We start from the raw sequence: 25,647 nt of genomic DNA, 5'->3' as shown, positions 1-25,647 counted from the left end.
ACAAGCATCTTGCTGATATCAGCACCGGACGGCAATGTTCCACGTATCCGGCCCCGGGTCGAATGGACGTCAGCCAGCGTCCGGCCCGTCTTCCCCCGGAGTTCACCATGAGCGACACCGTCACGCCCGTCACCTCCGCCGACCCGCCGTCCCCGGACCGCTCGGTCGCGCGCCGTGCGGCCGTCGCGGAGAAGGACACCATCGTGAGCAAACCCACCCACTCCCCCGGTCCGGCCTTCACCCCGAACGCGAACGACAGGGCCTTCCTGGCCGACTTCGCCACGCTCTCGGACTTCGGAGCGACACCCGGTGGCGGGGTCGAGCGCCAGGCCGCCAGCGCCGCCGACGGCGAGCAGCGCGCCTGGCTCCACGAGTGGCTCGCCGGCCGCGGGTTCGAGGTGCGCTACGACCACGTCGGCAATCAGTTCGGCATCTACACCCTCACCCCGGGGGCGCCGTACGTCCTGAGCGGCTCGCACCTCGACAGCCAGCCGCTCGGCGGGCGTTACGACGGTGCCTATGGCGTCCTCGCCTCGGCTCACGCCGCGTACCGGGCCGTCCGGCACTGGACGGACCCGGACAGCGGCCCGCGCTACAACGTGGCCGTCGTGAACTGGTTCAACGAGGAGGGCTCGCGGTTCAAGCCCAGCATGATGGGCAGCTCGGTCTTCACCGGGAAGCTGTCGGCCGACACCGCACTCGCGACGACCGACCCCGCGGGCACCACCGTGCGCTCCGCGCTCCGCGAGATCGGGACCATCGGTGATTACGAAGGCCCCGACGTGGCCGCGTACGCCGAGATCCATATCGAGCAGGGCCGCGGTCTGGAGAACGGGGGGACCACGATCGGACTGGTCGACTCCACCTGGGCGGCGCGCAAATACCAGGTCGTGGTACGCGGCGAGCAGTCCCACACCGGCTCGACGATCATGGCGGACCGCCGGGACGCTCTCCTCGGTGCCGCTCTCCTGGTCGTGGCCGTCCGTGAACTGGCCGAGCAGAGCGCGGACATCCCGTTGCACACCTCGGTGAGCGAGATGACCGTCCTGCCCAACTCCCCTGTGGTGGTGGCCCGCGAGGTTCGCCTGCATGTCGATCTGCGCTCGCCCGACGAGGCTCTCCTCGACGAGGCGGCGAAGAGGCTGGCCGAGTCGATCCCCGGGATCGAGGAGCGCGCCTCGGTCGCCGTCGAGCAGGTCCAGACACACGGCTGGGGCGTCGCGCCGTTCCATGCCGCCGGGGTCGAACTCGCCGCTCGGGCGGCGGCCGAGCTGGGACTGAGCCATGAGAACGTCATGACCGTCGCGGGCCACGACTCGGTCAACATGAAGGACGTCGCCCCCTCGGTCATGCTCTTCGTGCCGAGCGTCGAGGGCATCTCGCACAACGAGGGCGAGTACACACACGACCGGGACGTCTGCGCGGGCACCGATCTGCTCACCGAGGTCCTCGGCCGGCTGATGTCCGGCGCGCTGGCCCGCACCGCCGACGCCCCCTCGGTAACCGGTTCCCGGAACGGAGAACAGTCATGACATCTCGCACCGCGATATCGACGGACAGCGGACTTGATGCCGCGAAGATGCGCAGGATTTCCGTCGCGAGCGTGATCGGAACCACCGTCGAGTGGTACGACCTCTTTCTCTTCGGCACCGCGTCGGCCCTCGTCTTCGGAAAGATCTTCTTTCCTCAACTGGACGGCGCCGTAGGCACGATCCTCTCGTTCCTCACGTTCGCCTCCGCCTATCTGGCCCGTATGGTGGGCGCCATTCTCTTCGGACATTTCGGTGACCGGCTCGGCCGTAAGTCGATGCTTCTCGTTTCGCTGACGACGATGGGCGTGGCGACCTTCGCGATCGGGCTGGTGCCGGACTACGGGACGATCGGTATCGCCGCCCCCCTCATTCTGCTCGGACTCCGTGTCGTCCAGGGGCTGGCGCTCGGCGGCGAGTGGGGAGGGGCGGTGCTCATGACCGTCGAGCACGCGCCGCCGGCCCGGCGCGGGTTCTTCGGCTCGATGGTGCAGATCGGTGTGCCGATCGGGACCCTGCTCGCCAACAGCGCCTTCCTGATCGTGGCCTCCAGCATGAGCGCCGAGGCGCTGCTCTCCTGGGGCTGGCGCATTCCGTTCCTGCTGTCCGCCGCCCTGGTCGGTGTGGGCATCTACATTCGGCTCCACATCGAGGAGACGGAAAGCTTCAAGGCGGTCCAGCAGGAAGGGACGAAGGCCAAGATTCCCTTCTTCGTCCTGATGCGCCAGTACTGGCGGCAGGTTCTGCTCGGCGGCATCGCGACGCTCTCCACAGGGTCGACGTTCACGCTCATGGTGGCTTCCGGCGTGAGCTACGGAACCCAGGAGCTCGGGCATTCGAAGAATCTGATGCTGTGGACGGTCATGGCCTCCTGTGCCATCGCCTTCGTCGCCATTCCGGTGTTCGGCCGGCTCTCCGACCGCTTCGGCCGCAAGCCGATCATCTACGCCGGTATCGCCGCGGAAGCAGCGCTGGCCTTCCCCTTCTTCTGGATCCTCGACACCGGCTCCGGCCCGCTCCTCTTCGTCGCCTATGGACTGATGACGCTCGCGTTCTCCGCGAACTACGGGCCGATCGCGACCTTCCTCGCCGAGCTCTTCGGTGCCCGCGTCCGCTACTCGGGCCTGTCCATCAGCTACATGCTCTCCGGACTCCTCGGATCCGCCGCCACGCCCGCGATCACGGTCACACTGCTGTCGGCCACTGGCGACAGTTCCTCCATCGCGTGGTACATCCTCGGTGCCGCCCTGCTCTCCCTCCTGTCCCTCTTCCTGCTCTCCGAGACGCGCATCGGCAGTCTCGACGAGGTCGGCACCGCCACCTCCGCCGGCAACCCGCGGATCGAGGTGACCGCATGACCCCGGTCCGGCGTTACGAGACAGCTCCTGGCGTCCCCGCGGCCGTCGGCCCGTACGTCCAGGCCACGTCCGCCGGCGGATTCGTCTTCACGACGGGGCAGATCCCGGCAGTCCCGGGCCAGGAGACCGGCACTTTCGAGGACGAGGTCCGGGCGACGCTCACCCATCTGGCCTCCGTGCTCGCCGAGGCGGGATCCGGGCTCGACCGGATCGTGAAGCTGAACGCCTTCCTCAGCTCGCCCGAGCAACTCGCCGTCTACAACCAGGTGTACGAGACGTTCTTCGCGGATCTCCGCCCGGCGAGAACGACCGTGTGCGTGGGGCTCTGGGGCGTCTCCCTGGAGATCGACTGCATCGCGGTCGCCGGCCCGGGGAGCGACGCATGACCCTCGTATCGGGCAGAGACGGTCTGCCCGCCGGGCAGGCGCTGCTCCTCGAACGCCTCGCCCGGATCGACTTTCCGACCCTGGGGCACCTCCTTGAGGACGGATTCGTCTCCCCCGCCATCCGCCGGCTCGGACTCCCCCGACGCATGATCGGAATCGCGTCGACGCTCGCTCTCGACACACCGGATGCCGGGGCGGTCAACCGCGCGATCCTCGAACTCGGGCCCGCGGACGTGCTGGTGATCGATGCCGGTGGCGCCCCTTCCCATGCCGTGATCGGCGCGGTCACCGTCGCGGCGCTGCACGCCCGCGGCGCGTCGGGCGTGCTCGTCGACGGGGTCGTCACCGACATCGACGCGCTGGCCGACCCGGGCAGCGGCATCTGCGTCCACGCCCGGGGCACAAGCTGTCTGACCACCAAGAGGCTGGGCGGGGAGGGCGGACGCCGTCAGGTCCCCGTCGAGGTGGGAGGCGTACGTATCGACCCGGGCGACCTCGTTCTCGGCGATGCGAACGGGGTGATCGCACTGCGGCCCCAGGTGCTGGCCTCGGTACTGGACGCCGCCGAGGAGACGGACGCACGGGAGCCCGCGCTGCTGCGAGCGATCGCGGACGGCGAGGATCCGCGGACCCTGCTCCACCTCGGCTGAGACACGCGCTCGCGCCCGGTCGGTGTCTCTGACCGGGCGCGAGCGCATCAGTGTGCGCGGGGCCCGGAAGGAACGCACGTTCCTCCCGGGCCCCTTGTACGTCTGCACCCACGGGTGTCAGGGCCTGTTGTGAGCGGCCATGACGTGCTTGACCCGGGTGTAGTCGTCGAAGCCGTAACGGCTCAGGTCGCGTCCGATGCCGGACTGCTTGAAGCCGCCATGGGGCATTTCGGCGAGGATCACCTGGTGGCAGTTGAGCCAGACGCAGCCGAAGTCGAGCTCGGCGCTCAGCCGCATGGCCCGGCCCAGGTCCGCCGTCCACACACTGGAGGCCAGGGCGAAGTCGACGCCCGAGGCGAGCGCCAGGGCCTCCTCCTCCGTATCGAACGCCTGCACGGTGACGACAGGGCCGAAGATCTCCCCCTGGACCACCTCGTCGTCCTGCCGGACGCCGGAGACGACGGTCGGCGGGAAGAAGTAGCCGGGCCGGTCGAGCCGCTTCCCGCCCGTCTCGACCACCGCGTGCGGAGGCAACGCGTCGATCACGGCGGCCACGCGCTCGGCGTGAGCCGCGCTGTTCAGCGGCCCGTAGTAGGCGTCCTCGTCCGGCGATCCTGTCGTGATGCTCCGGGCCGCCTCGACGAGCGCGGCGAGCCCCGCCGCGTACGCCTCGCGCTGTATGAGGACGCGCGTGACGGCCGTACAGTCCTGGCCCGCGTTGAAGAACGCCGCGTCGGCCAGGGCACGGGCGGTACGGACCGGGTCGACGTCCGCGAAGACGATCGCCGGGGCCTTGCCGCCCAGCTCCAGATGGACGTTCTTCACCTCGCGGGAGGCCGCGGCCATCACCTCGGAGCCGGCGCGCGTGCTGCCGGTGATCGCCACCATGTCGACGTCCGGGTGGGACACAAGGGCGCGCCCGGTGTCACGGTCGCCGCACACGATGTTGACCACGCCGGGCGGGAAGACCTGGGCGGCGAGCTCACCGAGCAGCACGGTGGACCACGGGGTGGTGTCGGAGGGCTTGAGCACGACCGTGTTGCCGGCCGCGAGCGCGGGACCCAGCTTCCACACTGCCATCATCAACGGGTAGTTCCACGGCGTGACCTGGGCGACGACCCCGACCGGCTCACGGCGGACGTAGGAGGTGTACCCCTCCTCGTACTCGCCTGCGGCAACACCCTCAAGAAGCCGGGCCGCGCCCGCGAAGAAGCGCAACTGATCGGCGCCGCGGCCGACTTCCGCCGTGCGCGTGGTCTCGTAGGGCTTGCCCGTACTGCGGACCTCCGCCGCGAGCAGACGGTCGGCGTGTTCCTCGACGAGGTCGGCGAACCGGAGCAGTGTCCGCTGCCGCTGGGCAGGAGTGCCGCGCCGCCAGGCGGACAGGGCACGGCGGGCGGCGGCGACGGCCGCGTCCACCTCGGCGGCGGAGGAGCGCGGAGCGGTGCCATAGACCTCCCCCGTGGAGGGGTCGGTCAGCTCCATGCGCTCGGCGACCTCGACGGCCCGGCCGTCGACGATGTTGTGGAGGGTCAGGTCAGACATGGCTGCTCTCCTTGCGCAGGGATGCGACGGTGACGCCGGGGGCGAGCCGTCCTTCGGTCACCTTCAGCTCGATGAGAGCGGCCTTGCCACAGGCGAGGGACCGCTCCAGGGCAGGCCCGAACTCCTCGGTGAGGGTGACGGTTTCGCCGTGGGCGCCGAAAGCGCGGGCGAGGGCGGCGAAGTCCGGATTGCCGAGTCCGGTTCCGCTGACCCGGCCCGGGTAGGTCTGCTCCTGGTGCTGCCGGATCGTGCCGTACGTGGAGTTGTTCAGGACGATGATCACGGGGGCCGCGCCCTCGGTGACGGCCGTGGCGAGTTCCTGGCCGTTCATCAGGAAGCAGCCGTCCCCGGCGATGGAGACCACGCGGCGTCCGGGGTCGGCTATCGCCGCGGCGACGGCGGCGGGGATTCCGTACCCCATCGAGCCGTTGCGGGGCGCGAGTTGGCGGGTGCCCTCCTTGTACGTGAGGAATCGCTGAGCCCAGATCGCGTGGTTGCCCGCGCCGAAGGTGACGACGGCGTTCTCGGGCAGCCGTTCGCCGAGGACGGCGAAGACGGTGGCCAGGTCGAGCGGGTCCTCGTCGGGCACCGGGGTGCGGAACGCCAGATGCGCGGCCCGGTCCCGCTTGGTGCGTACCGCCCAGGGCACGGGCGCCTCGGGGCGCAGCGTCCGTACGGCGTCTCCGAAGGCTTCCGGGGCGGCGAGCAGGGTGAGTGTGGCCGGGTGAAGGACGCCGGGCGGCTGGGCGTCCGGCAGCACCTGCACGAGTCGGGGGCCGGTGCCGTCCGACGGGAGGAGCGTGAAGCCGTCGGTCGCCACGTCGCCGGGTGCGGTCCCGACACACAGCAGCAGGTCGGCCTCGCGTACGCGGTCGGCGAGGACGTCGTCGCGGCCGTAGCCGAGCGGCCCCACATACACCTCGGCCTCGTTGTCGATCAGGTCCTGGCAGCGGAAGTCGACGGCCACGGGCAGGGACCATGCCTCGGCCCAGGCCCGGACGCCGGCCCGGGCCCGGGGGGTCCAGCGACCGCCGCCGAGCAGCACCACCGGCCGCTCGGCGGCGACGAGCAGGGCCTCCAGAGCCCCGAGATCGGCCGGTGCGACTCCGCCGGCCGGAACCGGCAGCGGCGCGGCGTCGGCGACGCTCACCGTGTCGGTGAGCATGTCCTCTGGCAGACCCAGCACGACGGGCCCCGGCCGGCCGCTGCTCGCGACGGCGAAGGCCCGGGCCACGTACTCGGGAATACGCGCCGCGTCGTCGATCGTCTCGACGAGCTTCGCGCTGGCCCCGAAAGTGCCCCGCAGGTCGAGTTCCTGGAACGAGGCGCGATCGGTGTGGCCCCGGGGCACCAGGCCGATGAAGAGGATGAGCGGGGTGGCGTCCTGGTACGCGGTGTGCAGGGCGACCAGCGCGTTGGTGGCACCGGGGCCCCGGGTCGTGAAGCAGACTCCGGGGCGCCCGGTGAGCTTTCCGTGGGCCTCCGCCATATAGGCGGCGCCGCCCTCGTGGCGGCAGACGACCATGCGTACGGGAGCGTCGTGCAGGGCGTCGAGAGCGGCGAGGTAGCTCTCACCGGGCACGCCGTACACGGTGTCGACGCCATGCGCCTGGAGCTGGTCGATCAGGATCCGGCCGCCGGGGCGAGCGGGAGGGGGCTGGGGCATGCCATGGCCTTCAGGGTGCGGGGATGATTTCCGGGTGGTGCGGAGCGGCCGAAGACGATCGGGGAACACGTCATATGCACAGCGACACCTCCTGCGGTGACAGGAGGGAGGACGCCAGCCTGCCGGACAGTCCCAGCATCAAGGGGGATCCGTGGCGAGCCAAGGTTGAAATATCTCCGGAGAACCCCCGAGGATTGTGCATATGCACTCCGACCCTCTTCTGTTCCCTTCGCCGGATCCACAGGTCGCGGAGCTGGCGCGCCAGTGCCTGGAGGAGATCGACTACCTGGTCGACGTATGGATCGAGTGCGTGCGGCCGGTGCGGGCCGACTACGCCGACCGCGTCTCCGACGACGACTTCCGCGCGTCGGCCTGGCAGGCTTTCGAGCTGCTGCTGCGCACAGCCGCCCAGTTGCCGGTGCCCGAGAACATCGCCTCCGTGTCCGAGCGTGTGGGCGAGCTGCGTGCCCGCCAGGGCGTCCCGCTCGCCCTGCTTCTGGAGGCGGCGCGTCTCGACTTCCGTGTGGTGTGGGCCGCGCTCGTCCGCAAGGCCGGTGCCGAACACGCGGCGCGGCTGGTCGGCTCAGCGCACCACGTATGGGAGGCGGTGGAGCGGCACGTCACCGGCATCATGACCGCCTACCAGCGCACCGTCCTGGAGATGGGGCGCCGCACCGAGGACGAGCGCCGCATGTGGTTCTCCCGCCTCCTGGAGACCGAGGGGCGCAACCCGACCGTCGTGAGCGACGCCGCACTGGCGCTGGGCTTCGACCCGACAGCCGGGTTCCTCAGTGTGGTGAGCGCATCCCACCACGGGGCAGGCATGCGCCGAGCCACGGCGGAGCTGCGAGCCGTCGACGTGCCTCTCCAGCTCCAGCCCGTGGCCTCCGACGTCGTCCTCACGGTGCAGCTCGGCCGGCGCACCACGCAGGACCACGTCATCGGACGACTCCAGGGGACCCCGTGCGGGGTGGCGACGGCAGTGACCGGGCTGGCCTCGGTGCCGCACGCCGTCGAACTCGCCACAGCCACATCCCGCGTCCTGCCCCCTGACGCCGCCGGTCCTCGGCGCCTCCAGGACAGCTGGCTGGACGTGCTGGTTCACCGCGCCGAGGGGCTGGACAAAGATCTCGCCGACGAGGTGCTGAGCGGCCTCTTCGGCGAGGCAGTGCCGGCTGCCGAGGCGGACCGCCTCCTTGAGACGGTCAGCCTGCACCTTTCGGGCAGCGGCTCGATCGCCGACACCGCCGCGGCGCTGTACTGCCATCGCAACACCGTTCAGCACCGCCTCCAGCGCTTCGCCCGGCTGACGGGGCGCGACGTACGACGCCCCGAGGACGCGGCCGTCGTGACCATCGCTCTGCGAGCGCGTGCCCAGCGTCGGACCGCCCGGACATGAACCGCCTGACGAGACGTTCACACGTCGCGGCGGCGCACGACGGCCACAGCGAGTGCGACCGCGATCAGCGGCCAGAGCACGTACACGATCCAGGAGCCGGGGACCGTCGCGGTGTATGCGAGGGATTCGGGATCCGGCGGCCAGTTCTGGACGAGGCGCCTCCAGGCGGTCACCGGCATCGCGTGGTTGATGTCGGCGGACCAGCGCTCGCTCCGCGAGAAGATCGTGGGCAGCATCAGCAGCGTGAAGGCGACGGTGAGCACGGTCGTGGCGCTGTGCCGGATCAGGACGCCGAGGCCCAGGCCGATCAGTGCGCAGACCGGGGCCAGTAGCGCGGATGCCACCAGCGCCCGGAGCACCCCAGGGTGGGTGATGGGGACCCCGGCGTGCCGCCCGTTCAGGATGGCCTGGGAGACCAGGAAGGAACCGGTGGCGATGGCCGTGCCGACCACTGTCCAGAGCGCGGCGGTGACAGCCGCCTTGGCCAGTACCACCGAGCCGCGCGCTGGGACGGCCACGGTGGTGGTGCGGATCAGGCCGCTGCTGTACTCGCTCACGACGGTGACGGCGCCGATGCTGCCGGCGACCAGCATCAGCGTCAGGTAGCCGGCCGCCGGATAGGCGTCGAAGGGCAGGAAGTCGCGGGGCTCCCGCGTACTCGCTCCGGAGCCGGCGAGCTTGTTGTAGTCCGCGAGCGCCGCCACCGCGGCGGACCCGATGACGAACAGGGTGGTGAGTGTGATCGTCCACGGGGTGGAGCGCAGCGACCGCATCTTGATCCACTCGGAGGCGAGCAGGTCGCGGAAGCGGGCGGCCGGCTCGGACACCGGCGGGGGCGAGGCGGTCGGGGGGACGGAGGTGGATGCGGTCATCGGGGCTCTCCCGCCAGGTACTCGACGCTGTCGGCGGTGAGTTCCATGAAGGCTTCCTCCAGTGAGGCGGTCCGGGTGGTCAGTTCGTTCAACGGGATCCGGTTCTTGAGGGCGAGCGCTCCGATCCGGTCCGCCGGCAGCCCGGTCACGGCGAGCTTCTCGGCGCCCGCCGAGCCCTCCGGCTCGACCGACGCGCCCGCGGCGGTCAGCACCGCTGCCAGCTCGGCGGCCAGCGGTGTGCCCACCACGACGCTGAGGCGGGTGCTGCGGGCGGCGAAGTCCCGTACCGACTCGGCGGCGATGAGCCGGCCCCGGCCGATGACGACGAGCTGGTCGGCGGTGTTCTCCATCTCCGACATCAGATGGCTGGAGAGGAAGACCGTGCGACCCTCGTCCGCCAGGCGCCGGAAGAGGCGGCGCATCCAGAGCACGCCCTCGGGGTCCATGCCGTTGACCGGCTCGTCGAACATCAGCACGGGCGGGTCGCCGAGCAGGGCGGTGGCGATGCCCAGCCGCTGCTTCATGCCGAGCGAGAATCCGCCGATCCGGCGGGTCGCCGCGTCGGCCAGCCCCACCTCCCGCAGCACCTCGTCCACCCGGCGCGGCGGGATGCCGTTGCTGCGGGCCAGGGCGGACAGGTGGGCCGCGGCGCTCCGTCCGCCGTGGACCTGGTTGGCGTCGAGGAGGGCGCCGACGTGCCGCAGTCCGCGCGGGTGGCCGCGGAAGCGGACGCCGCTGACGGTGGTGGCGCCGCCGGTGGGTGCGTCCAGGCCGAGGATCATCCGCAGGGTGGTGGTCTTGCCGGCTCCGTTGGGTCCGAGGAATCCGGTGACTCGCCCCGGGTGGACGGTGAAGGACAGACGGTCGACGGCGGTCTTGTCGCCGTAGCGTTTGGTGAGTTCGTTGACTTCGATCACCGGACCAACCCTGCCGCGAGGCCTCCGTCCGGTCATGGGGCCGAGGGCGGCAATCGCGCGGCCGGGTTGGCCCGCGGGCGTACGTCCCCGGGCCGATGCCGCGGCGGGCAGCGGCTGGTTAGTCTCGCGGCATGGACGCCACACCGAACACCCCGTTGCCCGCGCGCGTTTCGCGTCGCGGCCTCCCTCTCGAAAAGGCACACCGCCGATGACGGGTTCGAAGGTCATGGCCCGGGTGGGGGGTGTCCTGTACCTCGTCGTACTGGTTCTGCTGGTGGGGGGTGCGCCGCGGGCTTCCGGCACGGTCCACGGTGTCGGGGCGCTGCTGGCCGCGAGCCTGCTCGTCGGTGTGCTGCGCCGGGCGCCGCGCATGGCTCTGGCCATGACGGTCTTCGGGTCCACCGCCGTGGTGGTGTTCGTTCCTGGCCCCGTCGCCGCCAGTACGTCGGCGTCGTATCAGGGCCAGTTCCTGCCGTATCTGGCGGTGGACCTCGTCCTGGGCTTCATTGTCGCCACCAGCACGCGGCGGGCCTCGATCGTCGCCGTGGCGATATCTTTCACCGTGCAGATCCTGCTGACCGCCGGCTTCGCGCACGGGGACAACGTGACGGTCAATGGCGTGATCGCCTTCTTGGCGATGGCCGCGTCCTGCATGGTCGGCCTGCTGAGTCGCGAGCGCCGCGAGCACACGGTGGCGCTGCGTTCGCAGGAGGTGGCCGAGGCCGTGACCGCCGAACGGCTGCGGATCGCACGGGAGTTGCACGACATGGTCGCGCACAGTATCGGCATCATCGCCATCCAGGCCGGAGTGGGGAGCCGGGTCATCGAGACGCAGCCCGCGGAGGCCCGCGAGGCACTGCGAGCCATCGAGGCCACCAGCAGAGAGACCCTGTCGGGCCTTCGGCGCACGCTGGTGGCGCTTCGTCAGGCCGACCTGGGCGCGACGGCCTCGGGGCAGGCGCCTCTCGCGCCCTCGCCGGGTCTGGCGGACATCGAACGGCTGGCGGCGGCGACGGCCGACGCGGGGGTACGGGTCGACGTGCGGCGCAGTGGGGAGCAGCGTCCTTTGCCGACCGACATCGACCTGTCCGCCTACCGTATCGTTCAGGAGGCGCTGACCAACGTGGTCCGCCATGCGGGCACCGGGCATTGCCGGGTGACCATCGGCTACGGGGATGAGGAGCTGTCCGTGGAGGTCGTCGACGACGGGCGCGGCGCCACCGGGAACGGCTCGGCCCACGGCTTCGGCATCGTGGGCATGCGGGAGCGGGTCGGACTGCTGCACGGCCGCCTCAGCGCCGGGCCGCGTCCCGAGGGAGGCTTCCGGGTAGCGGCGCGGCTGCCGCTACCCGAACCCGTCGGAGTTCCGGTGGAGGCCCGATGACCGGCAGGCCCATTCGTGTCCTGCTCGCCGACGACCAGCCGTTGGTACGATCCGGTCTGCGCGTGATCATGGCGGATCAGCCGGACCTGGAGGTCGTCGGTGAGGCCGCCACCGGCGCCGAGGCGGTCCGACTGGTCGGGGATGTCAGTCCCGATGTCGTGGTGATGGATATCCGGATGCCCGGCATGGACGGGATCGAGGCCACTCGCCTGATCATGGCCGGTCCGGCGACGACCCGCGTCCTCGTCCTGACCACCTTCGACGAGGACGACCACGTCTACGGCGCGCTCCGGGCCGGTGCGAGCGGCTTCGTGGTCAAGGACATGGCGCTGGACGACATCCTCGCGGCGATCCGCGTGGTCGCCGCCGGCGACGCACTGATCGCGCCCGGTGTGACGCGCCGTCTGATCGCGGACTTCGTCAGGCGCCCCGTGGCTGCCCCGGAGCGTACTCCCCGGCCGGTCGTGGGCATCACCGAGCGGGAACGGGAAGTCCTGACCCTGGTCGGGCGCGGCCGGTCGAACACCGAGATCGCGGAGGATCTCTTCATCACGGTGGCCACCGCCAAGTCGCACGTGTCACGTCTGCTCACCAAACTGGGCGCCCGGGACCGGGTTCAACTCGTGATCACCGCCTATGAGATGGGGCTCGTCACACTGCCCCGCTGAGGACTCGTCCTCGTACATGCTCAGTGGGATCTGAGCCGGGAACATCCGCGCCGCGTCCTCTGCCGTGGCGAACGAGTCCAGCTGAACGGCCTTCCGAGCGGCGCCCCGGGCGGGCCGCCCGGGGCGCCGGGACCCGGGGGCCCGCGGCGCCGGGCCGGCCGAAAGCCCCGCACCCCCTCAGGCTGCCGTGATCTCCACCGACAAGTCGTTGTCGACCGTGTAGTACGGGCGCACATTCAGGCCGTCGAGCGCCGTGGCCGGGTACACGAAGACCTTCTTGCGGTCCGCGAGGTCGTCCAGGAGCCGGGCCAGCCGGATCCGTGGGGCGTCCGCGGACGGGCGTACGAACACGTCCCACACCCCCGGGCCCGCGCCCGGTGTACTCAGCAGGTCCCGGTAGCCGGCGGTGAAGGAGAAGACGTGATCGCCCCGGGCGGTCAGCTCCACCTCCCGTACGGTGCCGCCCGTTCCCCGGCGGCGCAGCAGTGCCGCCGCTCCGGTGTCCAGTTCGGCGCCGAAGAGCCTGCCCCGTACCGTCATCGCGCCGTCGGCGACATGGATACGGTCCGCTTCCGCGTGTCTGGGGCGCAGCCAGGCGCGTACGGCGAAGTAGCCGTCCAGAGTGGCGTACGGGATCCGGACCGCCAGGGGTGAGGAAGTCCTGTCGGGAGCGCGGCCCGTCACCAGGGCTCGCAGGTCACGGACGCCGGGGAGGAGCCGTCGGCGCGGCTCGCCGGGCGCGGGGAGGACGTAGGCGTCCCACCGGCCCTCCGTGAAGGCGGGCGACGGCTCGATGGTCGCCTGCCAGCGGTCCTGGCCGGGCGCCGGTTCCAGGTCGAACACGCGCCTGACCTGTTCGGGCTGTCCCTTCGGCGGGCGCAGGCGCAGGAGCAGCTGGGGCCGGGAGGCCGGGGCCTGGGCCGTCGGCGTGGCCGGGGCGGTGAGCCGTATGGTGAGCCGGTTCTCCCCGTCCACCGTGCAGTCGGCGCGAGGGCGCGGTCTCTCGGCGAGTGGCCCTTCCTCGCGCGGGTTTCCGTCGCGGACGCTTGCGTCGCGGTCCGGGCTCATCGCCTCGCCTTCCGTACGGTCTTGAGGATGGTGCTGGCCGCCGAGTAGGCGGCGTCGCGGGCCGCGTAGCCGCCGGTCACCAGAGCGCGGTCGATGCCGGTGGTGCGCGCGGCGGCCGGACGGCCGGCCGCCTTCGCCGACGCCAGCGCGCCGAACAGTTCCTCGGCCTGTGCCACGACCGGCCCAGGGGCGTACCGCGCGGAGTTCTTCAGCGCCGTGCGGCCCATCCGGCGGCGTGTCTCGTCGTCGCGTACGAGGTCGAGCAGGGCGGCCGAGAGGGCCTCGCGGTCGCCGACGGGCACCAGCCTGCCGTCCGCTCCGTCCTCGATGATCTCGGCCGGGCCGTGCGGGCAGTCGGTGCTGACGACGGGGAGACCGCTGCGCATCGCCTCGACGATCGTCATGCCGAAGGGCTCGAAGTTCGATGTCGCGGCGGCGATCGAGCCCTTGGCCCACTCGGCCTCCATCGGGGTCGCGGCGCCCATGAGGAAAACGTTGTCGTACAGGCCGAGTTCCTCGATGAGCCGTCTCAGCCGGTCGTGTTCCTCACCCTTGCCGTACACGCGCAACTGCCAGTCGGGACGCTCGGCCACCACTGCCGCGAACGCCTCGATGAGCAGGTCGTACCGCTTCACCGGGACCAGCCGGCCCGCGGCCACCACGACGGGAGCGGTGCCGTCCGAGGGCGGGAGCGACGGGTCGGGGACGCTGTTGGGCAGCGCTTCCACGCGTACACCCGGCAGCCGCATCTTCCTGCGGTACGCGGCGGCGTCGGCGTGGGTGACGGTGGTCAGGGCGTCCAGGCGCGGATAGACCCGGCGCAGTACGCGGCGCAGTCTCGGCGGATGGTTGTCCAGGGTGAGGTGTTCCTGCCCCACCCGTACGGTCCGGGCCGGAGCCTGGAGGGCGATGTGCACATTGAGGCCCGGCCGCGTGCCCACGACGACATCGGCGTCCGTCGCCGCCAGGAACTCCCCGATCCGCTGGTCGGTGAGCTCGCTGTACTGGCCGTGGCGGTACTCGTACAAGGGGAACACCTTCGCCGGGCGCAGATGCAGCGGGTGCTCCTTCTCCTGCCGCAGGTCCACGAGCGGGCGCAGCCGTATGCGTGGGTCCGGTGTCAGGGCCGGGCTCTCCCGGTGCCGGAGCACGGAGACGATTTCCACCTCATGCCGCTCGGCCAGTGCACCGGCCAGGTTGTACGTCGTGGTGATGGTCCCCCCTATCCCATAGGCGTTGTGAATGAGTAAAGAAATCTTCATGCAGGTACAGACCACGTTGTTCACCTTGGCGTTCCACTCGTTACACGGTCTTGAGGCAACCGCGTCGGTTCCGTGTCCGGCGATCGGGTGCGTGTTCGCCCGACGCCGGTGACACCTCGTCAGAGGCTGCCCTCGCCTGGCTGTTTCTCCGTGACCTGGCATCTTGTCGCTCCGTCACGTCCGGGGCCAGGATGGGTGGACTTGCCTGCTAGTTACGGAGACGCGATGGGGGACCTCCCAGCAGCACCGGACAACAGTCGATCCGCCGACCAGTCGCCTCAGCCGGCGGCAGCAGAGGCCGAGAACCCGCTGGGCGAGGTGTCGAACACCCTCTGGGGCTCGCTCATCGCTCTGGCGGGCCTGCTCACTGTCCTGGGCATGGACAGCGACAGGCTCTTCGTCGCGCTGAACAATCACACCTGGTTGACCCTGCTCGCGCCCGTGCTGGCCATCACCGCCGTGGCCTTGAGCTTCTACGCGTACTTCGCCAGGCAGAGACCGCTCCTGATCTTCGGCAGCACGGCGTATGTCGCCGCTCTCGTGGCCTCCTTGATCGTCGCCGCCCTCGCCGCCGGCGGGAACGGCAGACCCACCGTGACGAGCGTGAGCCTCAAGGGCCAACGGCCCCATGTCTCCTTGACGTTCACCGTCCACGCGGTCGGCGTGGACCGCAACGATCACGTGGCGGCGTTCGCGCGGTCGCTGTACCGGAGTCATGGCGACGTGGCGACCACGGAACTCTATTCAGGCTCGCTCAGGCCGGACGACATGGGGCAGATAGACCAGACAGTCACCATTCCGCTCACGCTGAAGAAGAACGAAACGCATCTCACGATCAACGTCTCCAACAGCGGGGACAGGGGAAAAAGTCAGTGCACGACACGTTCCCCGACTGCCCCCGCCTGCGTGACGGTCAAGCTGCCATGAAATGCGGGCACGCTTTCTTCACCCTGGGGACATTGATACGAATCAGCACCTTCGGCCAATGAGCGCGAAATCTCCGCGCGCAATTCAACTGAGCATCCATCACACGGTAATGAAAGACATCCCAAAAGCCCAGAAGGTTCAATTACCGAGGAATGACCGGAGCGTAGAAACACCTATCGATCCCGCCGGTAGTGTGACCCCCGGCAGCTGTCGAGAGATCGCTGACCTCAATCCGCGCATCACGATGATTGGAGGAGGCAGTATGACCACGTCTCAGGAGAACCTCGCAGCGGTGCTGGAAGGCGTCAGAAAAATATCCCCCCAACTCCGCGAGAACAGCACGGTCGCCGAGTCCCGCCGCTGGATACCGGAAGAGAGTATCGAACTGCTCAAGGAAGCAGGCGTCTTCGGCGTCGCGGTTCCGGAGCGTTTCGGCGGGCTCGATCTTCCGGTGGCGGACCAGGCCGAGATCCTCACGGAGATCGCGCGCAGTTGCGGTTCCACCGGATGGGTCGCGTCGGTCTGGATGTCGAGCACGTGGATCGCGAGCCTCTATCCGGACAAGGCGCAGGAGGAGATTTTCGCGAACGGATCGGTACGGATCTCGGGCGGTTTCACCCCGTCGGGAACACTGAAGGAGACCGACGGCGGATACACCCTGAATGGGACCTGGCGTTTCAACACCGGTGTCCGCGGAGCCGAATGGAACATATGCGCGGCCATCGCGGAGACGCCGGACGGAGAACACGAGGAACTCTTCGCCATCGTGCCGATCTCGGACATCTCGGTCGCCGATGACTGGGACACCTACGGCGCGGCGGGGACGGGAAGCGTGACGTCCACCGTGAAGGACGTATTCGTGCCGGCGCACCGGGTGGTCGACGCCGCCGTGTACGACGCGTCCACTCGCGAGCGATGGAACGCGGACGTGAACGGCCGTAACTACAACCTCATAAGTTACATCCTGGCCACCTGCGCGCCGGTGTACATCGGGCTGGCGAAGGCCGCGCTCGACCTCTTCCTCGAACGGCTTCCCGGCAAGGGCATCACCTATACGGAGTGGACCGAGCAGAGCCAACACCCGTACACCCAGGTCCAGGTGGCGACAGCGGCCAACAAGATCGCCTCGTGCGAGGCGTTGCAGCGGGTCTGGCTGGAGAGCATCCAGACCCGGGAGGACGCCGGCGAGAAGATGACCGTGGAGGCGAAGGCCGCCGTCCGCGGCCAGGTCGGCCATGTCGTACAGACGGCCAGAGAAGCGGTCGAGGTCCTCTTCGCGATCAGCTCGGCCTCGACGATCTCGCGCGGCAACGCGTTCCAGAGGGTCTACCGGGACGTCACGGCCCTTTCGTTGCACGGCCTGCTGACCCCCGTCAGCTCGCTGGAGGCCCACGGCCGCGTACTCCTCGGGCTGGAGCCCGGCACCGAGTACATCTGAGCTCCGGAACGCCCTCTCCGGTCTCCGCCCCGTACGGTTTCCGCCGGCGTTCCCGCCGCCGTTTCCGCCCGGCTCCCTCACCGCCCGCCCCGATCCACGAATGCCCCCGGTCCGTCGACCGGGGGCATTCGTGCTGCCGTCGGGCATTTCGGGCGCACAGGAAATGATATCGCCGCCCCCGATTCCGGAGAGTGCCCCCTCTTTCCCAGAGAGTATTGATGCGAAACCCGAATGTGCGGATTATTACCGCGCAATGGGCGGTCATAGTCCGGTCGGTGACCAGGGGCCCTTTACAGTCATGAACAAGGCATCGGCGCAGAGAACAAGGATGTTTTGAGCCGAGCCGTGCACGGGGGGAGAAACCATGACCAGACAGATCCGGGAAAACCTCGGAAGCACAGATGATGCACACTCTTCGTCCGGCGGCTCCGTCCGGAGGCAGTGCGGCCTCCAACTCGACGACATGACAGTCGCCTTCACCGTCTTTCGCTCCGCTCCCCACAGGGAATGAGAGCGCGCAACTCATTCGGCACCCGCGCATGCACGCAGAGCGTCGGCACCCAGGCCACAGGACACCGTGACGTCGAGTTCTCGGACGACGAGTTCCCGCCGCGTTTCTCCGGTGTCTCTCTGCAGCGCACACGGAATCGCCCGGCCGTGGCATTCAAGGCGTCAGCCGATGCCGCGCCCGGCTGATTCGGTGTGCCTTCTTCCGCCCCAGGGCGAACACCCGACCATCAACATCAGTGGAGCACTTCCATGTCTTTCCCTGGCACTCGATCCAGCCACCCGGCCGACCGCCGATTCGGCCGCCGCGATCTCCTCAAGACGGCCGGCGCGGCCGCATTGACCACCGCACTCATCCCGTCCACCGCGGGTGTGGCGCGGGCCAAGGACGCCGCGACGGTGGACGCCATCATCATCGGCGCCGGGTACGCGGGTGGCACCGTGGCGAGAGAACTCGCCCTCAAGGGGCTGAAGCCGCTCGTGCTCGAAGCACGCAACCGGATCGGCGGCCGGATCTGGACCAGCACCTTCGCCGGCGCGCAGGTCGAGGTCGGCGGGAGCTGGCTCGGACCTCAGCAGACGCTGATCCACAAGGAGCTCAACCGCTACAGCCTCACCACATTCGAGGACGTCGCCGCCGAGCAGGTCATCCTCCCCGGAGACCAGGGGTTCCAGAGCCACTCCCCGGCGGACGCGTACAACTCGATCGGCCAGTTGTTCGGGGAGTTCTACGCGGGATCGGAGAACTACTTCGAGCGGCCCCATGACCCGCTGTACCGCTCGGACCTGCTGGCGTCCGTCGACCCGCTCTCGCTGGCCGACCGTCTCGGACAGCTCCAGCTCTCGCCGACCGAGCTGAAGTGGCTCAACAGTGAGACCTCCGTGTACTCCGGCGGGCCCAGCACCCGCGGGGCGCTGACCGGTATGGCGCAGTGGATCCAGCTCTCCGGCGGCTCGTACGGCACCTACTCGACGACCATGAGCCTCCGGCCGACCGGCGGCATGACCGCTGCGCTCCAGGCCATGTTCAACGAGTCCAACGCCGACATACGTCTCAACTCTCCCGTCAAGAAGGTGACGGAGGCCAACGGGCTGGTGACGGTGGAGACCGCCGCCGGCGCCACGTTCGTCTCGCGGGTGGTCGTCGTGGCCACCCCTGCCAATGTGTGGAAGAACATCACCTTCAGCCCGGGGCTGCCGGCCGCGCACACCCAGGCCACCACCCAGGGCATCGGCGTACCGCACGCCACCAAGATGTGGGTCCATGTGCAGGGCAACGTCCCGGCGACAGCCGCGCAGGCGGGCGAGGGCTCCCCGATCCTTCTCATGGTGCCGCAGCAACAGCTGTCCGACGGAAGGCTGTTCATCGCCTTCACCGGCCCGTCGCTCAACGTCGCCAACGCGGCGGACGTGCGAGCGGCCGTCCAGCAGTTCCTGCCCGGCGCCAACGTCCTCCGCTATCAGGCGATGGAGTGGGCCAAGGACCCGTACACCGGGGGTGGTTGGGGTCTGCGCAGGCCCAATCAGCTGCTTCAGCTCTTTCCTCATATCGAGCAGCCGCACGGCCGCATCGTGTTCGCGGGCTCGGACATCGCGAAGGGCTGGCACGGCGCGTTCATCGAGGGCGCGATCGAGTCCGGCTTCCGGGCGGCCGGACAGGCGGCGGCGCTGGCCTGACGGAGCGACGCCGGGCCGCACCGGCGACCGGCCGGGGAACGAGGGACGCGTGAGGAACTGAACCCCGGGCACGGGGGCGGGGCCTCCGGGGGACGTCCCGCCTTTCCGGAGACCGTACCGGACCGAGGACATGTCCTCGGTCCGGTACGCGACGGCTCAGGCCGAAGGCTTCTTGAGCACCTCGATCAGGCTGGAGAAGCTGTTCTCGGCGAAGCCCTTGTCCATCCCGGCGTGGAAGATCTCGGCGACCGCGGCCGGCAGCACGGTGCTGACTCCCGCGTCCTTGTGGGTGTGCAGAACGTGGTCGATGCTGGCCGCGCCCATCGCCAGCCGGTCCACGTCGCCGGGGTACGTCGCGGAGTCCACGTGCTGGGCGTACAGCTCCAGGAAGTGGGGCATCATCGACGTCATCATCGTGGCGTACGGCAGCAGTTCCTTCGCCGAGACACCGTTGGCCTTGCCCAGCGCGAGCATCTGGTAGTAGCTGAGCATCGTGGTCCAGAAGATGGTCATCTGGGCCTGGTAGTACATGGCCGCGAGACCCGCGTCCTCGCCCCGGTAGTCCGCGTCGGTGAGGACCTTCAGGGTCTCCTCGTGGGCCTCGAAGACATCACGCGGACCGCTGTAGTAGGTGGAGGACCCGGGCTTGCCGATCAGCGGCGGCGGCACCTGCACACCGCCGGTGAGGTGCTTCGCACCGTGCTTGGTCGCCCACTTGGCCGCCTCGCGGGTCTTGTCCGGGGTGTCCGAGCTGAGGTTGGCGATGACCTTGCCGGAGAGGGAAGCCGCCACCGGTTCGAGAATGGCGTTCACCGCGTCGTAGTCCGTCAGGCTGAGCACGATCAGCTCATTGGCGCCGAGCGCGTCCTCGACGGTGGGAGCCAGCGTGGCGCCCTTGGCCACGAGCGCCTCGGCCTTGCTGGCGGTCCGGTTCCATACGGTCACCTCGTGACCGTTCTCCAGGAAGGTGTTCACCATCGCCTGGCCCATCGGACCCAGACCGATGACCGTTACCGACTGCTTGCTCATCTGGAGCTCTCCTTGACTCTTCACGGGTTGGGCCGTCCGCCGCCGCTCAGGCATGGGGGTGGACGGAGCGACGGCGGAGCGGCCCGCTCGCCACTAGAACGAGCGATCTATCCAGAACAATGTAGCAGGACTCCAGAACGATCGCTCTATCCAGTAGATTGAAGAAATGCAGACCAAGCCACAGGGTGTGAGTGCCAGAGACACGGACGTCGCTGTCGGCACGCGCGAGCGGGTGGTACGTGCCGCGTCCCGGCTGCTCCAGCAGCAGGGTTACGAGGGGACCGGCATCAAGCTGATCGCCCGGGAAGCCGGGGCCACGCTCGGATCCGTCTACCACTTCTTCCCCGGGGGCAAGGAGGAGCTGGCCGTCGCCGCGATCCACCACGGCGACCAGGAGTTCGCCGACACACTGCGGGCCGGGCTGGACAGCGCGGACGACCCGGCCGTCGCGGTGGAGAACTGCGCCCGCCGGCTCGCGAGCGCCCTGCGCGAGTCGGAGTGGACCGACGGCTGTCCGGTGACCTCCACCGCCCTGGAGACGCTCGGACGCGCGCCACGTATCCAGGAGGCCTGTCACGCGGCGCTGCGGAACTGGCAGGAGGTGCTGGCCGCCAAGTTCCGCGAGTGCGGATTCGCCGACGAGGACGCGGAGGAACTGGCGTGCACCGTGCTGGGTGCCCTGGAAGGGGCCGAGGTGACCTCCCAGGTCTTCCGGAGTGAACAGCCCCTGCTGACCGCGGGCCGGCACCTGGCGCGGCTGGTCCGCTCCTGGTCGTAGCACCGCCCAGGGCCCCTCGTCTCCGGGCGCGCCGGAGACGAGGGGCCCTCAATGTGCCGGCCGGGGTCAGCCTGCGGCGGGGAAGTGTCCTTGCCGGACGAAGAACTCGACGTACGTGGCGAACAGTTCCTCGGTCAGCGGCGGGCAGACGATACCCGTGCCGTCCAGGGCCTCTTCCGTCTCGGTGGTGTCGATGGGCGGATAGAAGCCGTCCGTGTCCGAGGTCATCATCTCGAAGGCGTGCAGGAGCGGCAGCAGCGCGTTGTTCCGGTCGCCCCGCACCGCCTCGCTCCACTCCGGCCACGCGGTCTCACGCAGCCGGTATCCGAGCCCGCGCAACTGGGACACGCAGTCGGAGAGGCTCAGCGAGCTCTGGTTGAAGAGATGGAACGTCCCCCCTCCCGTCCCGGGACGGGAGGCGATGGCGACGATCGCCGCGCTGACATAGTCGACGGGCAGCAGATGGAAGCGGCCGCCCGCCCCGGAGGGGACGGCCTCCGCCTGGAGCAGTCCCTTGAGACTGAGCCAGACGAAGTCGCGGGTCTGGCAGGCGCCGTTGCGCTGGTCGCCGGAGATCACGTCGACGCGGTACACGGAGACCGGGATGCCTCGGTCGCGGGCCAGTCCGACGATCTGCTCGGCAACCCACTTGCTCTGCAAGTAGCCGCTGGGCAGCGCTTCGGCCGGGCCGGTGGGGTCGGTCACCTTGAGCGGTACGCCCTCGGTGACGGGTCCGTCGAAGACACCGACCGTGGAGACGTAGTGGACGGGAACCGTACGGTGACGTGCCGCCAGCCGCAGGATCTCCTCGGTGCCCCGGACGTTGGCCGCCCGCAGCGCCGCGTACGGATGCAGCCAGTGGACCGTCGCCCCCGCGTGGTAGACGACGTCGGCCGTACGGGCCAGTCCGTCGAAGACGTCCGGTGCGAGGCCGAGGCCTTCCTCGGCGAGATCGCCCACCAGGACCGAGAGCCGTTCCGGGTCGATGTCGTCCCAGACCCGGTACCACTCCAGGCCCGCGCGCAGCCGCTCGTACGCCGCCGCCTCGTCCGCTCCCCGTACGAGACAGTGGATACGCGCCCCTGTGGTACGCATCAGATCGCGGAGCAGGAAGGCGCCGAGGAAGCCGCTCGCTCCCGTCAGCAGGATCTCCCGCGGTTCTCCGGTGGCGCTGACAGCGCCGGGCACGGGCCTGATGTCGTCGGCGAGGCGGATGTCCGCCGCGTAGTCGACGGTGTCGGGGGCCCCGCCCGGTCCTTCGGTGCCGGATCCGTCCCCCTCGCCGAGGATCTCCGTGCGGAGCCGAGCCGCGAGGGTGGCCGGCTCCGGGTGGTCGAAGACCAGGGTCGCGGGAAGCCGCAGACCGGTCACGGCGGCGAGCCGGTTGCGGAGTTCCACCGACATGAGCGAGTCGAAACCGAGCTGGGAGAAGGGCCGTTCGGGGTCGATTCCCCGCGCGTCGCTGTGCCCGAGGACCCCGGCCATCGCGTCGAGCATGACACCGAGCACCACGGCGCGCTGCTCCGCCTCTGCCAGGCCGGCCAGCCGGTCGGCGAGCGCGGCTCCTCCGTCGGCCACGGCACGCGCGACCCGTCGTACCGGTGTACGCACGAGGGAGCGCAGGACGGTGGGCACCTGGGGCCCGCGACGGATCACCGTCAGGTCCATCGGCGTGGCGACGGTGTACGGGTGGCGGAGCCGCAGCGCGAGGTCGAGCAGCGCGGGCCCCCGGGCGCTCGTGACCGGGCGGAAGCCGCTGCGCGCGATGCGCCGGAGATCGGTCTCGGTCAGTCCCCCGGTGAGTCCGGAGGTCTGTTCCCACAGCCCCCAGGCGAGGGAGGCGGCGGGCAGACCGTGGGCGGCGCGGTGCTGGGCGAGGCCGTCGAGGAAGCTGTTGGCCGCCGCGTAGGTCGACTGGCCGGGGCCACCGATCACGGCGGCGACGGACGAGAACAGCACGAAGGCGGTCAGGTCCAGTTCCCGGGTCAGCTCGTGCAGATGCCAGGCCGCGTCGGCCTTCGGGGTCAGCACCCCGTCGAGCCGCTCCGCGTTCTGCCCGGCGACGAGTCCGTCGTCCAGGACTCCGGCGGTGTGGACGACGCCGGTCAGCGGATGCTCACGCGGAATCCGCGACAGCAGCGCGGCGAGCGCCGTCCGGTCGGAGACGTCGCACGCCTCGACCGTGACCTCCGCGCCGCGTTCCGTGAGCTCGTGGACCAACTCGGCGGCTCCTGGGGCCTGTTCGCCTCGGCGGCTCACCAGGACCACATGGCGTACTCCGTGCTCGGCGACGAGGTGCCGGGCGAACAGCCCGCCGAGCGAGCCGGTTCCACCGGTGATCAGCACCGTACCGTCGGAGCCCCAGACCGGTTCCGCGCCGGTGGCGTCGTGCCGGATCCTGGCCAGCCGGGGCAGGAACACCCTGCCCTCCCGCACGGCGGCCTGTTCCTCTCCGGCGGCCAGCAGGCCGGACAGCAGGGCCTCCGCGGCGGGGCCCAGGGCCGTGGCCCCGTCGGCGGGCGGGTTGTCGGCCGGCAGGTCTACGAGGACGATCCGGCCGGGCGCCTCGGACTGCGCGGAACGCAGCAGCCCCCAGGCGGCCGCGCCGCCCAGATCGGTGACATCGTCCCCCTCGGCCACGGCCACGGCGCCGGAGGTCAGGACCATCAGCGGCACGTCCGCGAGTCGCTCCTCGGCCAGCCACTCCCGGATCAGCGCCAACGCCCGGCCGGTGGTCGTACGGACCGAGACGGTGGTGTCGGCGAATCCGCTGTCCGAGGTCAGCCGGACGTGTACGGCGTCGAGGGCCGCACCGGAGGCGACGGCCGCGGCGAGATCGGCCACGCTCGAAGCGGCTGACGGATCCGACGGGCTCGCGTCGAGCGTGGCCCACCGTACGGGCGTGGCGACCTCCGGCAGGGGGTACGGCGTCCAGTCGACGCGGAAGAGCGCGTCCTCGGCGCGGTTCTTCGCGGGAGCGAGACCAGTGGTGTCGAGCGGCCGTACGGTCACGGCGTCGGCCTCGGCGACGAGTTGTCCGGTCGGGTCCGTGATCCGCAGATTGAAGGTGCCACTGTCCGCGAGGGGCCCGTCCGCCGGGGAGAGCCTCGCGCGCAGGACGGTGGCCCCGGTGGCGTGGAGGCGGACTCCCCGCCAATGGACGGCGGTTCCCGCGGCCGGCGTGGGCCCGGTGAGCAGCAGGGGCTGGAGCGCGGCCTCCAGCAGCGCGGGGTGGAGCCCGTACTCGGGGGCCCGCTCGGCCATGGTGTCGGGGAGCTGAATCTCGGCGAACAGGTCGTCTTCGTGTCGCCACAGTCCGGCGAGGCCCTGGAACGCGGGGCCGTACGCGGTTCCGGCCTCCGCGAGACGCCCGAGGACGTCGGGGGCCCGGAGCGGCTCCGCGCCGGCCGGCGGCCAGGACGCCCCCGCGTCGGCGGTCCGCGGCGTGGTCAGCGGGCCGCCGCCGAGCCGGCCGTGGGCGTGCCGGACCCAGGAGGCTCCGGTGCCGTCGGGCCGGGCGTGGCAAGCGAATTCCCGGTGTCCGGACGCGTCGGGGGCGCCGACCGTCACGCGCAGCTGGACACCGCCGTCGGCGGGCAGTACCAAGGGCGTCTCGACCGTGAGGTCGTCCAGGACGGTGCAGCCGACCTCGTCACCCGCTCGTATGCCCAGTTCCACGACGGCGGCGACCGGCAGTACGGCCGTGCCTCCCACCGTGTGCTCGGTCAGCCAGGGGTGGGTGCGAGCCGAGAGCCGGCTGGTGAACACCGCCTCATCGCGTTCATCCAGGAGCAGGGCGGCGCCGAGCAGCGGGTGCTCGGCGGGCTCAAGTCCCAGCCCGGTGGCGTCCGTGGTGGTCTCCGCGGCATCGACCCAGTAGCGCCGGTGCTGGAAGGCATAGGTGGGCAGCTCCACGCGGCGGGCCCCGGTGGGGGCGTAGAACGCGGGCCAGTCGGGGCGCGCCCCTGTCCGGTGCAGTGCTCCGAGCCCTGCGACGAGGGTGTGGGCTTCGGGCTGGTCGCGGCCGAGGAGGGCCAGCACGGTGGGCGCCGCTCCCGGCAGTTCCGTGAGGATGCCCTGGGCGAGCGCGGCGAGAACGCGGTCGGGTCCGATCTCGACAAAGGTCGTCGCTCCCTGCTCGTGGAGGGTGGTGACGGCCTCGGCGAAGCGGACGGCGTGCCGTACCTGCTCCACCCAGTAGTCGGCGGTCCGCAGATCGTCGCCGGAGGCGAGGCGACCGGTCAGCGTCGACACCACGGGGATGCCTGGCTCGCCGTAGGACACACGCTTCGCCGCTGTGCGGAACTCCTCCAGCATGGCGTCCATATGAGGCGAGTGGAACGCATGGGAAACCTTCAGCCGACTGGTCCTGCGCCCCAGCCCCTCGAAGTGCCCGGCAACCTCTACTACCGCCGACTCATCACCCGAAATCACCACCGACTCCGGACCATTCACCGCGGCAATACTCACCTCACCCTCACGCCCCGTCAGTTGCGCGGCCACCACCGACTCCGCCGCACCCACCGCCACCATCGCCCCACCACGCGGCAACCCCTGCATCAACCCCGCACGCGCGACAACCAACCC

The 25,647-nt window shown here is 70.2% G+C and carries 19 protein-coding genes; 11 read left to right on the top strand and 8 right to left on the bottom strand.

Annotated elements, in window-relative coordinates; genetic code table 11:
- Positions 1–107: 107 nt before the first annotated feature.
- The 4 genes from IF11_RS0125470 to IF11_RS0125455 are packed head-to-tail and all read left to right on the top strand — an operon-like array spanning position 108 to position 3,923.
- Positions 108–1,532: a M20 family metallo-hydrolase gene (locus IF11_RS0125470; protein WP_078490919.1), complete on the top strand. Its 1,425-nt coding sequence runs from the start codon at positions 108–110 to the stop codon at positions 1,530–1,532.
- The gene (locus IF11_RS0125465; protein WP_037728536.1) at positions 1,529–2,887 is read left to right on the top strand and encodes an MFS transporter; all 1,359 of its coding nucleotides are present in this window, start codon (positions 1,529–1,531) and stop codon (positions 2,885–2,887) included. Before IF11_RS0125470 ends, IF11_RS0125465 begins: the two co-directional genes overlap by 4 nt.
- Positions 2,884–3,273, top strand: a complete 390-nt coding sequence (locus IF11_RS0125460; RefSeq protein WP_030354061.1) for a RidA family protein — start codon at positions 2,884–2,886, stop codon at positions 3,271–3,273. Before IF11_RS0125465 ends, IF11_RS0125460 begins: the two co-directional genes overlap by 4 nt.
- Positions 3,270–3,923 carry an RraA family protein gene (locus IF11_RS0125455; protein WP_051746206.1) on the top strand — a complete coding sequence of 218 codons (654 nt, stop codon included), beginning with the start codon at positions 3,270–3,272 and terminating at the stop codon, positions 3,921–3,923. Before IF11_RS0125460 ends, IF11_RS0125455 begins: the two co-directional genes overlap by 4 nt.
- A 117-nt stretch (positions 3,924–4,040) precedes the next feature.
- On the opposite strand, the gene IF11_RS0125450 is transcribed toward IF11_RS0125455, so the two are convergent.
- Positions 4,041–5,468 carry an aminobutyraldehyde dehydrogenase gene (locus IF11_RS0125450; RefSeq protein WP_030354059.1) on the bottom strand — a complete coding sequence of 476 codons (1,428 nt, stop codon included), beginning with the start codon at positions 5,466–5,468 and terminating at the stop codon, positions 4,041–4,043.
- Positions 5,461–7,134: a thiamine pyrophosphate-dependent enzyme gene (locus tag IF11_RS0125445; RefSeq protein WP_030354058.1), complete on the bottom strand. Its 1,674-nt coding sequence runs from the start codon at positions 7,132–7,134 to the stop codon at positions 5,461–5,463. The genes IF11_RS0125450 and IF11_RS0125445 overlap by 8 nt, the downstream gene beginning before the upstream one ends.
- Positions 7,135–7,336: 202 nt before the next feature.
- Here IF11_RS0125445 and IF11_RS0125440 point away from each other — a divergent pair, with 202 nt between their 5' ends.
- The gene (locus IF11_RS0125440) at positions 7,337–8,533 is read left to right on the top strand and encodes a PucR family transcriptional regulator (protein ID WP_037728534.1); all 1,197 of its coding nucleotides are present in this window, start codon (positions 7,337–7,339) and stop codon (positions 8,531–8,533) included.
- A 17-nt stretch (positions 8,534–8,550) separates the two neighbouring features.
- Here the strand turns inward: IF11_RS0125440 and IF11_RS0125435 are convergent, their stop codons facing one another.
- Together IF11_RS0125435 and IF11_RS0125430 are read right to left on the bottom strand one after the other, a co-directional pair.
- On the bottom strand, positions 8,551–9,405 hold the full coding sequence (locus IF11_RS0125435; RefSeq protein WP_030354056.1) for an ABC transporter permease: 855 nt from the start codon (positions 9,403–9,405) through the stop codon (positions 8,551–8,553).
- Positions 9,402–10,322 carry an ATP-binding cassette domain-containing protein gene (locus IF11_RS0125430; RefSeq protein ID WP_030354055.1) on the bottom strand — a complete coding sequence of 307 codons (921 nt, stop codon included), beginning with the start codon at positions 10,320–10,322 and terminating at the stop codon, positions 9,402–9,404. The genes IF11_RS0125435 and IF11_RS0125430 overlap by 4 nt, the downstream gene beginning before the upstream one ends.
- 208 nt (positions 10,323–10,530) lie before the next feature.
- On the opposite strand from IF11_RS0125430, the gene IF11_RS0125425 reads away from it, so the two are divergent.
- Together IF11_RS0125425 and IF11_RS0125420 are read left to right on the top strand one after the other, a co-directional pair.
- The gene (locus IF11_RS0125425; protein ID WP_051746205.1) at positions 10,531–11,706 is read left to right on the top strand and encodes a sensor histidine kinase; all 1,176 of its coding nucleotides are present in this window, start codon (positions 10,531–10,533) and stop codon (positions 11,704–11,706) included.
- Positions 11,703–12,374 carry a response regulator gene (locus IF11_RS0125420; RefSeq protein ID WP_030354053.1) on the top strand — a complete coding sequence of 224 codons (672 nt, stop codon included), beginning with the start codon at positions 11,703–11,705 and terminating at the stop codon, positions 12,372–12,374. Before IF11_RS0125425 ends, IF11_RS0125420 begins: the two co-directional genes overlap by 4 nt.
- A 177-nt stretch (positions 12,375–12,551) precedes the next feature.
- On the opposite strand, the gene IF11_RS0125415 is transcribed toward IF11_RS0125420, so the two are convergent.
- Together IF11_RS0125415 and IF11_RS0125410 are read right to left on the bottom strand one after the other, a co-directional pair.
- Positions 12,552–13,442, bottom strand: coding sequence for a hypothetical protein (locus tag IF11_RS0125415; protein ID WP_030354052.1), 891 nt, complete (start codon positions 13,440–13,442; stop codon positions 12,552–12,554).
- The gene (locus tag IF11_RS0125410; RefSeq protein ID WP_030354051.1) at positions 13,439–14,704 is read right to left on the bottom strand and encodes a glycosyltransferase family 4 protein; all 1,266 of its coding nucleotides are present in this window, start codon (positions 14,702–14,704) and stop codon (positions 13,439–13,441) included. Before IF11_RS0125410 ends, IF11_RS0125415 begins: the two co-directional genes overlap by 4 nt.
- Before the next feature lie 225 nt (positions 14,705–14,929).
- On the opposite strand from IF11_RS0125410, the gene IF11_RS0125405 reads away from it, so the two are divergent.
- The 3 genes from IF11_RS0125405 (at position 14,930) to IF11_RS0125395 (ending at position 19,253) form a co-directional block, all read left to right on the top strand.
- The gene (locus tag IF11_RS0125405; protein ID WP_133243190.1) at positions 14,930–15,631 is read left to right on the top strand and encodes a hypothetical protein; all 702 of its coding nucleotides are present in this window, start codon (positions 14,930–14,932) and stop codon (positions 15,629–15,631) included.
- 262 nt (positions 15,632–15,893) lie between these two features.
- On the top strand, positions 15,894–17,069 hold the full coding sequence (locus IF11_RS0125400) for an acyl-CoA dehydrogenase family protein (RefSeq protein WP_030354049.1): 1,176 nt from the start codon (positions 15,894–15,896) through the stop codon (positions 17,067–17,069).
- Positions 17,070–17,828: 759 nt separating this feature from the next.
- A complete protein-coding gene (locus IF11_RS0125395) occupies positions 17,829–19,253 on the top strand; it encodes a flavin monoamine oxidase family protein (RefSeq protein ID WP_030354048.1) in 1,425 nt (474 codons plus the stop codon).
- A gap of 156 nt (positions 19,254–19,409) precedes the next feature.
- Here the strand turns inward: IF11_RS0125395 and IF11_RS0125390 are convergent, their stop codons facing one another.
- Positions 19,410–20,282, bottom strand: a complete 873-nt coding sequence (locus IF11_RS0125390) for an NAD(P)-dependent oxidoreductase (protein ID WP_206300583.1) — start codon at positions 20,280–20,282, stop codon at positions 19,410–19,412.
- Positions 20,283–20,448: 166 nt separating this feature from the next.
- Between IF11_RS0125390 and IF11_RS0125385 the strand changes: the two genes are divergently transcribed.
- Positions 20,449–21,060 carry a TetR/AcrR family transcriptional regulator gene (locus IF11_RS0125385; protein WP_037728529.1) on the top strand — a complete coding sequence of 204 codons (612 nt, stop codon included), beginning with the start codon at positions 20,449–20,451 and terminating at the stop codon, positions 21,058–21,060.
- Positions 21,061–21,126: 66 nt separating this feature from the next.
- Here IF11_RS0125385 and IF11_RS0125380 read toward each other — a convergent pair.
- A partial coding sequence (locus IF11_RS0125380; protein WP_037728545.1) for a thioester reductase domain-containing protein occupies positions 21,127–25,647 on the bottom strand: 4,521 nt, incomplete at its 5' end.

Origin of the sequence: Streptomyces scopuliridis RB72 (assembly GCF_000718095.1) — a bacterium.
In the GTDB taxonomy this organism is placed as follows: domain Bacteria; phylum Actinomycetota; class Actinomycetes; order Streptomycetales; family Streptomycetaceae; genus Streptomyces; species Streptomyces scopuliridis.
This window is presented reverse-complemented; position numbering and strand designations above follow the sequence as displayed.

Bases quoted from the DNA above. Each gene is read 5' to 3' on its own strand.
- IF11_RS0125470 (WP_078490919.1), top strand. From the start codon at position 108: ATGAGCGACACCGTCACGCCCGTCACCTCCGCCGACCCGCCGTCCCCG.
- IF11_RS0125465 (WP_037728536.1), top strand. From the start codon at position 1,529: ATGACATCTCGCACCGCGATATCGACGGACAGCGGACTTGATGCCGCG.
- IF11_RS0125460 (WP_030354061.1), top strand. From the start codon at position 2,884: ATGACCCCGGTCCGGCGTTACGAGACAGCTCCTGGCGTCCCCGCGGCC.
- IF11_RS0125455 (WP_051746206.1), top strand. From the start codon at position 3,270: ATGACCCTCGTATCGGGCAGAGACGGTCTGCCCGCCGGGCAGGCGCTG.
- IF11_RS0125450 (WP_030354059.1), bottom strand. From the start codon at position 5,468: ATGTCTGACCTGACCCTCCACAACATCGTCGACGGCCGGGCCGTCGAG.
- IF11_RS0125445 (WP_030354058.1), bottom strand. From the start codon at position 7,134: ATGCCCCAGCCCCCTCCCGCTCGCCCCGGCGGCCGGATCCTGATCGAC.
- IF11_RS0125440 (WP_037728534.1), top strand. From the start codon at position 7,337: ATGCACTCCGACCCTCTTCTGTTCCCTTCGCCGGATCCACAGGTCGCG.
- IF11_RS0125435 (WP_030354056.1), bottom strand. From the start codon at position 9,405: ATGACCGCATCCACCTCCGTCCCCCCGACCGCCTCGCCCCCGCCGGTG.
- IF11_RS0125425 (WP_051746205.1), top strand. From the start codon at position 10,531: ATGACGGGTTCGAAGGTCATGGCCCGGGTGGGGGGTGTCCTGTACCTC.
- IF11_RS0125420 (WP_030354053.1), top strand. From the start codon at position 11,703: ATGACCGGCAGGCCCATTCGTGTCCTGCTCGCCGACGACCAGCCGTTG.
- IF11_RS0125415 (WP_030354052.1), bottom strand. From the start codon at position 13,442: ATGAGCCCGGACCGCGACGCAAGCGTCCGCGACGGAAACCCGCGCGAG.
- IF11_RS0125410 (WP_030354051.1), bottom strand. From the start codon at position 14,704: ATGAAGATTTCTTTACTCATTCACAACGCCTATGGGATAGGGGGGACC.
- IF11_RS0125405 (WP_133243190.1), top strand. From the start codon at position 14,930: ATGGGGGACCTCCCAGCAGCACCGGACAACAGTCGATCCGCCGACCAG.
- IF11_RS0125400 (WP_030354049.1), top strand. From the start codon at position 15,894: ATGACCACGTCTCAGGAGAACCTCGCAGCGGTGCTGGAAGGCGTCAGA.
- IF11_RS0125395 (WP_030354048.1), top strand. From the start codon at position 17,829: ATGTCTTTCCCTGGCACTCGATCCAGCCACCCGGCCGACCGCCGATTC.
- IF11_RS0125390 (WP_206300583.1), bottom strand. From the start codon at position 20,282: ATGAGCAAGCAGTCGGTAACGGTCATCGGTCTGGGTCCGATGGGCCAG.
- IF11_RS0125385 (WP_037728529.1), top strand. From the start codon at position 20,449: ATGCAGACCAAGCCACAGGGTGTGAGTGCCAGAGACACGGACGTCGCT.